The organism is Sneathiella sp., from assembly GCF_036960985.1.
Lineage (GTDB): Bacteria > Pseudomonadota > Alphaproteobacteria > Sneathiellales > Sneathiellaceae > Sneathiella.
The window spans coordinates 58,909-70,766 of the sequence record NZ_JBALWD010000010.1 but is presented as its reverse complement, the minus strand read 5'-3'; the positions used below and the strand labels follow the sequence as shown (position 1 = coordinate 70,766).

11 protein-coding genes are annotated in these 11,858 nt (G+C 47.6%); 10 read left to right on the top strand and 1 reads right to left on the bottom strand.

Going from position 1 to position 11,858, the window contains the following annotated elements; all coding sequences use genetic code 11:
• Positions 1-190 precede the first annotated feature (190 nt).
• From V7723_RS07970 to V7723_RS07940, 7 genes are all read left to right on the top strand, one after another.
• Positions 191-1,081 (top strand): MurR/RpiR family transcriptional regulator, encoded by an 891-nt coding sequence (locus V7723_RS07970; protein ID WP_335683924.1) that lies wholly within the window; start codon positions 191-193, stop codon positions 1,079-1,081.
• Positions 1,078-2,409 carry an aspartate aminotransferase family protein gene (locus V7723_RS07965; protein WP_335683923.1) on the top strand — a complete coding sequence of 444 codons (1,332 nt, stop codon included), beginning with the start codon at positions 1,078-1,080 and terminating at the stop codon, positions 2,407-2,409. Before V7723_RS07970 ends, V7723_RS07965 begins: the two co-directional genes overlap by 4 nt.
• Before the next feature lie 4 nt (positions 2,410-2,413).
• The gene (locus V7723_RS07960) at positions 2,414-3,268 is read left to right on the top strand and encodes a 3-keto-5-aminohexanoate cleavage protein (protein ID WP_335683922.1); all 855 of its coding nucleotides are present in this window, start codon (positions 2,414-2,416) and stop codon (positions 3,266-3,268) included.
• A 154-nt stretch (positions 3,269-3,422) separates the two neighbouring features.
• Positions 3,423-4,397 (top strand): TAXI family TRAP transporter solute-binding subunit, encoded by a 975-nt coding sequence (locus V7723_RS07955; RefSeq protein WP_335683921.1) that lies wholly within the window; start codon positions 3,423-3,425, stop codon positions 4,395-4,397.
• Positions 4,398-4,508: 111 nt separating this feature from the next.
• A complete protein-coding gene (locus V7723_RS07950) occupies positions 4,509-7,328 on the top strand; it encodes a TRAP transporter permease (protein WP_335683920.1) in 2,820 nt (939 codons plus the stop codon).
• A gap of 16 nt (positions 7,329-7,344) precedes the next feature.
• Positions 7,345-7,770: a universal stress protein gene (locus tag V7723_RS07945; protein WP_335683919.1), complete on the top strand. Its 426-nt coding sequence runs from the start codon at positions 7,345-7,347 to the stop codon at positions 7,768-7,770.
• Positions 7,771-7,783: 13 nt separating this feature from the next.
• On the top strand, positions 7,784-8,425 hold the full coding sequence (locus V7723_RS07940; protein WP_335683918.1) for an SGNH/GDSL hydrolase family protein: 642 nt from the start codon (positions 7,784-7,786) through the stop codon (positions 8,423-8,425).
• 25 nt (positions 8,426-8,450) lie between these two features.
• Here V7723_RS07940 and V7723_RS07935 read toward each other — a convergent pair whose 3' ends face one another.
• Positions 8,451-8,825 carry a c-type cytochrome gene (locus V7723_RS07935; protein WP_335683917.1) on the bottom strand — a complete coding sequence of 125 codons (375 nt, stop codon included), beginning with the start codon at positions 8,823-8,825 and terminating at the stop codon, positions 8,451-8,453.
• A gap of 198 nt (positions 8,826-9,023) precedes the next feature.
• On the opposite strand from V7723_RS07935, the gene V7723_RS07930 reads away from it, so the two are divergent.
• From V7723_RS07930 to V7723_RS07920, 3 genes are all read left to right on the top strand, one after another.
• The gene (locus V7723_RS07930) at positions 9,024-9,869 is read left to right on the top strand and encodes a formylglycine-generating enzyme family protein (protein WP_335683916.1); all 846 of its coding nucleotides are present in this window, start codon (positions 9,024-9,026) and stop codon (positions 9,867-9,869) included.
• A gap of 11 nt (positions 9,870-9,880) precedes the next feature.
• Positions 9,881-10,654 carry a DUF6969 family protein gene (locus tag V7723_RS07925; RefSeq protein WP_335683915.1) on the top strand — a complete coding sequence of 258 codons (774 nt, stop codon included), beginning with the start codon at positions 9,881-9,883 and terminating at the stop codon, positions 10,652-10,654.
• Between the two features lie 62 nt (positions 10,655-10,716).
• Complete coding sequence (locus V7723_RS07920) at positions 10,717-11,841, top strand: DUF2336 domain-containing protein (protein ID WP_335683914.1); 1,125 nt, start codon at positions 10,717-10,719, stop codon at positions 11,839-11,841.
• The last annotated feature ends 17 nt before the right edge of the window (positions 11,842-11,858 follow it).

Genomic DNA, 11,858 nt, shown 5'->3' with positions numbered 1-11,858 from the left:
AACCCTTATTGGTTATATCGGGAGACTGTAAAGAAGGGGTTAATTTCTCTAAAATGTAAGCTAGTCAAATTTAGTCGAAATCATATATGATTCAAATGTATCATTTTATTATAAAAGATTCATTTGTTGCAATGTAGTTTCGTCTCTATTAGGGTCCGATCTACAGAATGTTTAAGCTGTGTAGGCGACAATGTCAGAAACCAATATCGACATACTCAAAATAATTGAGACGAGATTTGACGGATTAAGTCCCCAGCTGCGCGTAGCTGCGCGGTTCGCACTGGATAGCCCCGACCGTATGGCCGTGCATTCCATGCGTGAAGTTGCAAACCAGGTAAATGTTATGCCCGCAACCATGAGCCGGTTGGCTGCACGGCTCGGGTTTAAAAGCTACACGGATTTCAGAAACCGGTTCAGAGATCGTATTTTGCCGGAAACCGGAACTTATGCAGCTCGAGCGCGACAATTGCAGATGCGCAGTTCAACTGCGGCCAGCTCGGTCTTTCTTAAAGAGATGGCGGAAACAGATACGGATAATATTGAACGAAGCTTTTCCCAGTCGGAAGAGTGTGCTTTTCAATCCGCGGCGGAAAGTTTGATTAATGCTGAAAAAATATATGTCGTTGGGCTTAGAAAATGTTATCCGGTGGCCTATTTTTTCCATTATGCCACTCGGCATTTTTTCCCAGGTTCAATGTTGCTCGAAGGCAAAGCCGGCTTGTTTGGCGAGGAAATTTCTGCCATTCGCCCAACAGATGTTTTGCTTGCCGTGGCATTTGACCCCTACACCAAAGAAACAGTGCAAGCCGTCAATGCTGCTCAACAGGAGGGCGCCGCAGTGATATCCATAACGGATAGCAAAGTTTCACCTTTGGCCGAGCGAGCCACACATTTGTTTCTGGCGGCAAATCGCAGCCCATCTTTCTATCGTTCACTTGTCGGCGCTATGGCTCTTGCGCAGGCTTTAGTGGCGGCCGTTGTTAATGAATTGGGACAGGTAGCCGTGCAGAAACTTGAAGTTTCCGAACTCAAGCTCCGTAAAAACAATACGTATTGGAACAAAGGCAAACAAGATCAATGACACATGTAATTCACCGTAATCCGAAAGCGAATTACCCTGTCGCGGCCCGCGGAGAGGGCCCCTATATCATTGATGATGCAGGAAAAAAATACTTTGATGCCGGTGATGCTGCCGTTTCCTGTCTCGGGCATAGCAATGAGAGCGTTGCCGCAGCCATGAAGACCCAGATAGATAGCATAGCCTTCACGCATAGTGGGTTTTTTACTAATCCGGCGATGGAAGGACTGGCGACACTTCTGTCGGAAAAAGCTCCTGGTGATTTGAATCACGTGTTTTTTGTATCAGGTGGTTCGGAGGCGGTTGAGTCAGCCTTAAAGCTTGCCCGTCAGTATTTTCTGGAAAAAGGTGAGCCTTCACGGACACGGTTTATATCGCGGCGCCAAAGCTATCACGGCAATACGCTCGGTGCTTTATCCGCAGGCGGTAATCAGTGGCGCCGGGAGCCGTTTGCCCCGTTGTTGATGCCGGTTGATTTGATTTCTCCATGCTACGAATACCGTGGTCGGCGAGATGACGAAACAGATTGGGAGTTCGGCCAGCGGACGGCCGGTGAACTTGAGGCGGCGTTGTTGGCGCAAGGTCCGGAAAATATCTGCGCTTTCATTTGTGAGCCCGTGGTTGGCGCCACGTTGGGCGCTGTCCCGGCGGTCGAGGGATACTTTACCCGTGTTCGTGAAATTTGCGATCAGTATGGCGTGCTGTTTATAGCAGATGAAGTGATGTGCGGCATGGGGCGAACAGGCAGCCTTTTCGCTGTCGAACAGGAAAATGTCGTGCCGGATATTCTAGTTATGGCAAAAGGGTTGGGTGCAGGGTACCAGCCCATCGGCGCGATGATGTGCACGGATGAAATTTACAGGGCTATCGTTGATGGGTCCGGGTTTTTCCAGCATGGACACACCTATCTTGGCCACCCCGTAGCTTGTGCAGGTGCTTTGGCGGTTCAGCGATTTATCGAGGATAATGACTTGCTTTCCAATGTACAGCTGCGCGGTCAGCAGCTGCATGAAGGGTTGACAGCACGCTTTGGCAACAATGCTTTCGTTGGAGATATTCGCGGTCGAGGGTTGTTCCGAGGTATAGAAATTGTGGCAGACCGGTTGACGAAAGAACCGTTTGATCCAGCATTAAAAATTAACGGAAAGATTAAAGCCGCGGCGATGGATGAAGGATTGATGTGTTACCCCATGGGGGGCACCATTGACGGACATAGAGGTGATCATGTCCTGATTGCACCGCCGTTTATTGTTGATGACTCTCATATCGAAGAAGTCGTTTCAAAACTTGGTCGTGCCGTCGACATGGTTCTAAAAAGTGTGAAGGCGTAGCAGTTTGATAAATCAAGCTTCAACGGCTGAATTCATTTCTAGCCCTGTTATCCTTACTGTGGCACCTAACGGTGCTCGTAAAACAAAAAAGGACCATCCGGCACTGCCGATTTCACCTTCAGATCTGGCTAAAGAAGCAGACTTGTGTCGACGTGAAGGAGCGGCAATGATTCACCTGCACGTACGCGATGAACAGGATGGCCATACGTTGGACGTTAAGAGGTACCGGGATGCAACAGCGGCAATTCGAGATCGGGTGGGAGACGATATTGTCATTCAGGCGACGACCGAGGCAGTAGGCATCTATTCTGCCGACCAGCAAATGGAAATGGTACTTGAATTGCAGCCCGAAGCGGTGTCGCTCGCTATCAAGGAACTGGTGCCATCAGGCGGCGAAGAAAAAGCCCGGCAATTTTTTACCGAAATGAAAAGCCTGAATATCATGCCACAGTTTATTCTTTACTCGGCGGATGATTTACGACGCTGTCAGGCACTGATTGCAGATGAGGTGATTCTTGACAAATACCCGTTTTTGTTGTTTGTGTTGGGGCGGTATACAGAAGGGCAAAAGTCTCATCCTATGGATTTATTACCATTTATCGAGGTAACGCCTGAGGGAACAGCATGGGCGGTTTGCGCGTTTGGCTCTCTCGAACATACTACTATTAGCTGTTCCCTTGCAATGGGTGGCCATGTAAGGGTAGGGTTTGAGAATAACATGTTACTTAAAGATGGTCGCCAGGCCACATGTAACGCAGATTTGGTAGGTCAGGCTCGCGATGTTGCGATGGCAATAGGCCGATCCATCGCGAGAGCTGCAGATATACGAGCGAAGTTTTGTGGGGCGCCGGTATTGTAAAATATCTGGCGTGAGAATTTTCCTTCCAATACTTCGTTTGAAGCATTTGAAGGAAACACCGTTTGTCAGGAATACAGACTGGCACTCGGGATTAACGTTGCTACGGGAGAACTTAGGTTACTAGCAACAATATTGACAGGTGAAGGAGTTTGAGATGAGAAAGTTTTTTACAGCGACAGCCGTTGCGGTTGCTGCGATCGGCGGGGTTGGCTTGACAGCTGTTCCGGCGGCGGCAGAAACCTTTATTACGATTGGTACCGGCGGTCAGACTGGCGTGTACTATCAAGTTGGCGGTGCAATTTGTAAGCTTGTGAATCGTGGAACAAAAGACCATGAAATCAAGTGTACACATACTACAGGCGGTTCTACGAAAAACATCAACGGCATTCGCGCGGGCGATCTGGATATGGGTGTGGCCCAGTCTGATTGGCAGTACCATGCGTATAACGGAACCGCACCAAAGCAGTTCCCTGACGGAGAGTTTAAAGAACTTCGTGCTGTGTTCTCTGTGCATCCAGAACCGTTCACGGTTGTGGCGCGTAAAGATTCCGGTATTAAAACCTTTGAAGACTTAAAAGGTAAGCGAGTTAATGTCGGTAATCCAGGTTCCGGTCAGCGCGGTACCATGGAAGTTGTTATGGAGAAAATGGGTTGGGAAATGGACGATTTCGCTCTGGCTTCTGAACTCAAGTCTTCAGAGCAGGCAGCCGCCCTTTGCGATAACAAAATTGACGCTATTGTGTTTACAGCCGGTCACCCAAATGGCTCCATTAAGGAAGCCACGACTTCCTGTGAAGCGATTGTTGTCAATGTTAATAACGATGTGATCAAGAAATTGGCGTCTGAAAATGATTACTATGCCATGGCAACTATTCCAGGTGGCATGTACACAGGTACAGATGACGATGTAGAAACATTTGGTGTCGGTGCGACTTTCGTATCTTCTTCCAATACGGACCCAGAAATTGTGTATCAAATCGTGAAAGCGGTTTTCGACGACATTAAGCGGTTCCGTAAAATGCATCCTGCATTTGCAAACCTCGATCCAAAATTGATGATCGTTAACAATCTATCTGCACCTTTGCATGAAGGCGCCATCCGCTACTATAAAGAACAAGGCTGGATGTAAGATACCAGATTGGGCGGAAGAGACACTTCCGCCCATTTTTTTATAAAAAAATTAATTAATATGTAGAGTGCCCATCGCGGGATATCTGCATTGAAAGAGGGGAGACTTTCAATGAGTGACGCAGACAAAAGCACAGTACTGAGCAATGAGGAACTTGATGACCTGGTAGCGTCAAGTGACGTCGGGGGACGAGCTCCAAAAAACAGGAATGTTGCTCTTTTAATTGCCGGGCTGGCCCTGGTTTGGTCGCTGTGGCAAGTGTGGATTGCTTCTCCAATTCCTTATATGTTGAGCTGGGGCGTGTTCTCGGGCAAGGAAGCCCGTCCGATCCATCTGGCCTTTTCCTTGATGCTTGCATTTCTGGCCTATCCGGCCTTCAAGAATTCCCCACGTGGACATGTGCCGGTCACGGACTGGATTCTTGGTATTCTCGGCATTGCGACAACAATGTACTTGGTGTTTTTTGATACGGCGATCGCAGACCGAATAATGGGCTCTCGTCTCTCAGATCGACCAGGCAACCCAAATATGACGGATATCCTCGTCGCCTGCGTCGGCATGGTGGTCTTGATGGAAGCGACCCGACGGGCGCTCGGCCCTCCCTTGATGATCGTCGCCATGGTCTTTCTTGGTTATACGTTCCTAGGACCATATGCTCCCGGTATATTAGCTTGGAAAGGCGCAAGTTTTGGCGCCGTCGCAGATCACCAGTGGTTGTCTTCAGAAGGCGTCTTTGGTATCGCACTTGGCGTCTCCACGGGTCTCGTCTTTTTGTTTGTACTCTTCGGCGCGTTGTTGGATAAAGCCGGAGCCGGCAACTACTTCATTAAAGTTGCCTTCTCATTGATGGGACATATGAAAGGTGGCCCGGCAAAAGCTGCCGTTGTTGCATCAGGCATGACCGGATTGATCTCAGGCTCTTCCATTGCTAACGTCGTAACCACCGGTACCTTTACAATCCCAATGATGAAGCGTGTTGGGTTTAGTTCTGAAAAGGCCGGTGCTGTTGAAGTGGCGTCATCTGTAAACGGTCAGATCATGCCGCCGGTTATGGGAGCCGCGGCCTTCCTGATGGTTGAATATGTGGATATCAGCTATTTCGAAGTGGTTAAGCATGCGTTTCTACCAGCAATCATTTCCTACATTGCGCTAGTTTATATTGTTCACCTTGAAGCCATGAAGATGAATATGCAGGGATTGCCGCGGGCCGGAGAGGTTAAGCCGGCGAAACTCGCACTGCTGTCATTCGGCATTACTTTGGCTTCAATTCTTGTACTTGGTGGTGGAATTTATTACCTTTCCGAGATTTTCCATTTACTGGACAGCTCGCTTAATAAACTCGTCGCCATTCTGGTACTGATTTTGTTGCAAGTCGGAGTCTTTAAGGGCGCTGTTGCCAAGGCAGAGGAAGGGACAAAAGCAAAGATTTTGTCCAAAGGAGCGTTAATCCTCTGCAATATGGTTATCGTCAGTTTTGGTGTCTTTTTTGCCATTGATCTCGTACGTGAAGTAGCTGGTCAGGCTCTGACACCTTGGATTGCCGCTGCTGCAATTTTGGTTATATATGTATTTTTGATTTCCATCTGTGCGAAGCATCCGGATTTGGTCGTGGATGATCCGAATGCACCCGTGACTGCGTTGCCTGACCCAGGCCCAACAGTGATGGCTGGGTTGCATTTCATTTTACCAGTTGGCGTTCTTATCTGGTGCCTAATGATTGAGCGACTGTCACCAGAGTTGTCGGCTTTCTGGGCCGTAGCACTGATGATCTTTATATTGCTCACGCAACGCTATTTGTTCTCAATGTTCCGTAAAGAAACGCTTTCAGGACGTATTCGCCAGGGCTTTGATGAATTGATTGATGGGATGATTGCTGGTGCCAGAAATATGATTGGTATTGGTATAGCGACCGCTGCCGCCGGTGTTATCGTTGGAACGGTATCCCAAACGGGCGTTGGCCTGGTGTTAGCGGAATTGGTTGAATTTTTGTCGCAGGGTCAGATCATGTTGATCCTGATTTTTACGGCAATCTTGAGTTTGATATTGGGCATGGGGCTACCGACAACGGCAAACTATATTGTGGTGTCGTCACTTCTAGCCCCGGTGATTGTTAGCCTTGGACAGCAGAACGGCTTGATTGTGCCACTGATCGCGGTTCATCTCTTCGTGTTTTATTTTGGCATTATGGCGGACGTGACGCCACCGGTGGGACTTGCGTCCTTTGCCGCGGCGGCGGTGTCTGGAGGGGATCCCATACGAACGGGCTTTGTCGCCTTCTTCTATTCGTTGCGAACGGCGATTTTGCCATTCCTGTTCATTTTCAACACTGACTTGCTGCTGATCAATGTCACGCCGGTTCAAGGGGCCATTGTTTTCGTCATAGCGACGGTGGCCATATTGTTGTTTACAGCGGGAACACAAGGGTATTTTGTCATCAAGTCACGATTTTGGGAATCAGCGCTGTTGATTGTCATCGCCTTTACATTATTCCGTCCAGGGTTCTGGATGGACTTGATTTCTCCTCCATATGCGGAAACAGACCCAGTACAGATTGTTGAAGCTGTTCAGAAAGCACCTGCGGGATCTGAATTGCGTTTGATTGTCCAAGGGGAGAATGATGTGGGTGATGAACTTGTTTTCACAGCCATCATGCCGATTGGTGATGAAGCTACTGGACAGGAAAGGCTAGAGGCTTACGGGCTTGAGTTGCTCGTTGAAGACGGAAGTGTTCTGATTGATGATGCAGTGTTTGATAGCCCGGCACAAGCCGCAGGTTTGGATTTCGATCAAAAGATCCTTACTGTTCTCGTGCCCGTCAGCCAGCCAGCGAGGGAATTGATGTATATCCCAGCACTCTTGGCATTGGCAGGAATCTTTTTGCTGCAGCGTCGCCGCCGTGATGCTGGCGCTGTATCTGCCGCAACAGCGTAATTAGGGGAGACGATAAATGTACAAACATATCTTGCTGGCAGTGGATTTGGACGATGAGCGGCAAAAGTCAGTGGAAGTCGCGGTCGAATACGCGAAAGCATTCGGCTCGACACTGCATGTGATGACGGTCTTGCCAAATTTTGGTATGAGCATTGTTGGTTCTTTTTTTCCGAAAGATCATGAAAAAGAGATGCTCGAAAAAGCAACGGAAGCTTTGCATAGTTTCGTGAAATCCAGTATTCCGACAGAAATCGCAGTTCAGCATATTGTCGGGCTTGGCTCAGTATACGAAGAAATATTGCGGGTCAGTGACGAAATCAAACCTGATTTGATCGTCATTGGCACGCACCGACCTGACATGAAGGATTACTTACTCGGCCCGAATGCCGCCAGAGTAAGCCGTCATGCGAAATGTTCCGTGTTGATTGTTCGCGAAATCTGAAGGAATTCAGAGAATGCGGAATATTCTGTGTTACGGCGATTCCAACACTTGGGGCTGCAGGCCAATTACGCAATTTGGTGTTAATGAACGTTATGGTCCTGACGTTCGCTGGCCCGGGGTGATGCAAGCAGCACTTGGTGCCACTTATAAAGTGATTGAAGAGGGACTCAACGGCCGGACGACGGTATTTGACGATCCGATTATGGGTGCGCATCGAAATGGCAAAACTTATCTTGCTCCGTGTCTAGAAACACATATGCCTCTTGATCTTGTCATTATAATGCTGGGCACAAATGACATGAAGCCTCGCTTTGCGGGAACGGCGTTTGATGTTGCCTGCGGAGCGGGCGCCCTGTTAAGCATGGTAAAAAATCCGGTTGGAGGTTGGGTTGGAGATCTTCCGAAAACCCTGCTTATTGCTCCGCCTCCTATTGGAAAACTAACAACCCTTTCCGGAGTTTTAGAAGGCGGGCATGAACGTTCTAATAAGCTTGCAGGAGAGATGGAACGGATTGCCGACATGCTTGGTAGCCCGTTTTTAGATGCTGGACAGCATATTCAATCCAGTCCGGCAGATGGTGTTCATCTAGAAGCAGAAGATCACTTGATTTTAGGCCAAGTGGTCGCGGCGAAATCTCAAGAAATACTGAACTAAGAAATTTTGCGGGATAAGATTGATCCTACTGAAAAGTTTTCAAATAAGCTATGAGATCCTGACGCTGTTTTTCTTTCTTAATACCGGCAAAGCTCATCTTGTTGCCTTTGATAAAAGCTTTCGGCTTGGTTAGATATTGATCCAGATTTGAATCATCCCAAGTCAAATCAGTAGCTTTCATCGCTTTAGAGTATTTAAAGCCTTCAACCTCAGCAGATTTTCGACCGACAACACCAAAAAGATTTGGGCCAATTTTATTTTTCCCACCTTTTTCGATGGTGTGACAAGCCTTGCATTTTTTAAAAACCTTTGCCCCTTTCGCCGCATCTCCTTCTGCAAATGCTGTCGATGCAGACAATGCAATAGCTAGTGAAAGGCCAAGGGCCGCAATCTTTGTCATACTCATAACTCTCTCCTAGAGATTTAACTTGAATCGGTGGATCCTGCTGGCAAATTGGATAGCATAAGATGACACGGGATAACAGAGGCATTATGTCGCGGTATTGCAGCCTTACAGGACACAATCTATCACCATCTCGTGAAATCATATGTTGTCTCCTTTTTTGATGAGTATATTGAGCGTCATAAGGAGTTTTTTTTGAACGTACTGAAATTGCTATTTATTGTGGTTATTCTGATAAACGTACCTGCTGTCAGCCAAGCAGAAGTTGCCCCCGTGGTTGTACCTGTGCCTGCCGGCCCCTTTTTATTTGGATCGGATCGGGAAGAAAAAGAATATGGATATCAATTGGATGAAGTAGCTTATGGTCATTCAGCGACTCGAAATCAAAATTGGTATGAGAACGAGGAGCCGCTACGAGAGATAGTGTTGCCGGCCTTTGCCATAATGAAGAACCTCGTAACCAACGCTCAGTACGCAGAATTTATACGAGATACAGGGCATGTTGCGCCCAGCGTGACTAAGGGACGCTGGCAATCTTATGGCCTTATTCACCCATATGAACGAACAAAAAAATTCCAGTGGCAAGAGAATAAGCCGGATCTTGGTAGGCTCGATCATCCGGTTGTTTTGGTTTCGCATTCTTCGGCCGTCGCCTATGCCATGTGGCTTTCCGATCAAACCAATGAAATTTGGCGGTTGCCAACAGTAGAGGAATGGGAGAAGGCTGCCCGAGGTCCCTTAGGAAATCGATTTCCATGGGGTAATGATTTTGATGCCACATTGTTAAACAGTCACGACAGGGGTCCGTTTGACACGCTGCCGGTTGGAAGTTTTCCTGGTGGGGTAAGCTTTTACGGCATGCTCGATGCATCAGGGCAGCTTTTTGAATGGACGTCGACACCTGCTTCAAGCAACCACTACATTGTAAAAGGTGGGTCTTGGGATGACAAAGGGTGTGGTGTTTGTCGGACGGCAGCTTGGCATACACGACCAGCGTCGATAAAGCACATTTTGGTTGGTTTCCGTTTGGTAAAAGAATAATTGAGGGTAAAATGAACAAGATGACTAACCTTGAAGAAGAAATGAGCGCATCGCTGATGATGGATGCCCCCGAGTTGCGGGCCGTATTGCGCGATTTTAAGCCTGCCCGACTCAACAATATGAACGCAGCGGCAGACGAAATTCTTGAATGTTATCGGGTGTTGAAAAAGGGCAGCTCAAATATCGTCGGTGAAATCTTGCGCGGACAGGGAACTTTTTACGAATGGGATCATTATCCTGAAGGGGATATTTACGACGACGAAACCCATGCTCAGTATTATTACCATTCTCACAGGGAAGATGAACATGGCCATTTTCATACTTTTTTACGACTGAAAGGCATGAAAAAAGACGTCAAACCTGTTCCGTATGATGGTTCTGCGGAATGGCCAACAGCGGAGGATGAAATCCTTTCGCATCTTATAGCTGTATCCATGGATAGCGCGGGCTTCCCTACCCAGCTTTTTACCACGAACCGTTGGGTGACGGGGGAGAACTGGTACGATAAAAAAGATGTTATTGCTATGTTGGATAGTTTTGCAATCGACCATAGTACACCGTCTTGGCCCGCAAACCGCTGGTTGACTGCGATGATAATTATATTCAGGCCCCAGATTGAACGTCTGATTATTGCCCGAGATGCCCGCATTTTGGAATGGCAAGCCCAAAAACCGGGTGAAGATGTTTATGAAGACAAAGACCTGGAAATCACGAGCATCCTGAATATTAAGGTTGAGGATCAGATCCGTACCATAAAAGAGGTTGTCGAAGGGCGACTTGATTAAGGGAATATTAAGATTAATCGGCGATATTTGAACTTGGGATTAATTCAAATATTGGAGCCAAAGTGGCAAATTCGGGTTCTTTAAGTCCAGCGGACGTCGAACGGTTACTAACAGATCGTTCCGCTGAAGTACGTGCAGAAACAGTTGAAAAGATTGCGGGCGGCCTTGGAGATGGAGGGTTTAACCCCACAGAGCGTCTTGAAGCAGAAGAGATATTTCGGCTGCTTGTGAATGATGCGGAAGTGCTGGTTCGCCAAACATTGGCTGAAACACTGAAGGCTATTCCGGATTTACCAAACGATATTGCGAAAACGCTTGCCAGCGATGTTGCTGATGTTGCCACACCGATGATCAGCTTCTCTGAAGCTCTTTCCGATGATGATTTATTTGAAATTATTTCTTCACAATCAGATATGCATCAGACGGCTGTCGCCAGCCGCGTCGTAGTCTCTGAAGCAGTTTCCGAAAAACTGGCAGAAACCGGGAATGAAGACGTTGTTGCTACCCTTATGAGTAATGAAGGCGCTGAAATTTCCGAAGATACTTTTGAAAAAGTTCTAGATCAGTTTGGAGACAGTGAAAAAGTAAACGCGCCCATGGTGCATCGGAGTAAATTGCCGATTACGGTCACGGAGCGTTTGGTATCGATGGTATCCGATAAACTTCGCGATCATCTCGTCAGCCATCATGAAATGTCCCCAGGCATGGCCACCGATATCATATTGGAAAGTCGTGAGAAGACCATGATCGGTTTTATCAAGGATGGCGCAAGTCACGCAGACTTAATAAGCTTGATCGACCAACTTTATGATAATGGCAGGTTAACCCCCACAATTATATTACGAGCTCTTTGCGTTGGAGATGTAGATTTCTTTGAAACTGCGATGGCCAAATATTCGGATATTGCGGTTGCTAATGTTCACATTCTTGTCAATGATGCCGGCGGCGAGGGGCTAAAGCAGTTATGCAAAAAATCACATATTCCAGGTGGTTTGCACGAAATTATGAAAGTCGGTTTGGAGGTTGCCAACGAGCTTGACTTTGACGGGGCTCCTGGAGATCGGGAACGTTACCGCAATCAGGTTATTGAGCGTGTCCTGACGCATTTCGAAGATCAGTTCGACGGTGATAACGTAGACTATTTGATTGCCAAGTTAGGCGGTTCCAGAGAGGCAGAAGCCGCCTGATATTTTCTGAAAATACC

Coding starts and splice junctions, on each gene's coding strand:
- V7723_RS07955 (WP_335683921.1), top strand. CDS start 3,423: ATGAGAAAGTTTTTTACAGCGACAGCCGTTGCGGTTGCTGCGATCGGC.
- V7723_RS07935 (WP_335683917.1), bottom strand. CDS start 8,825: ATGACAAAGATTGCGGCCCTTGGCCTTTCACTAGCTATTGCATTGTCT.
- V7723_RS07945 (WP_335683919.1), top strand. CDS start 7,345: ATGTACAAACATATCTTGCTGGCAGTGGATTTGGACGATGAGCGGCAA.
- V7723_RS07940 (WP_335683918.1), top strand. CDS start 7,784: ATGCGGAATATTCTGTGTTACGGCGATTCCAACACTTGGGGCTGCAGG.
- V7723_RS07950 (WP_335683920.1), top strand. CDS start 4,509: ATGAGTGACGCAGACAAAAGCACAGTACTGAGCAATGAGGAACTTGAT.
- V7723_RS07965 (WP_335683923.1), top strand. CDS start 1,078: ATGACACATGTAATTCACCGTAATCCGAAAGCGAATTACCCTGTCGCG.
- V7723_RS07970 (WP_335683924.1), top strand. CDS start 191: ATGTCAGAAACCAATATCGACATACTCAAAATAATTGAGACGAGATTT.
- V7723_RS07925 (WP_335683915.1), top strand. CDS start 9,881: ATGAACAAGATGACTAACCTTGAAGAAGAAATGAGCGCATCGCTGATG.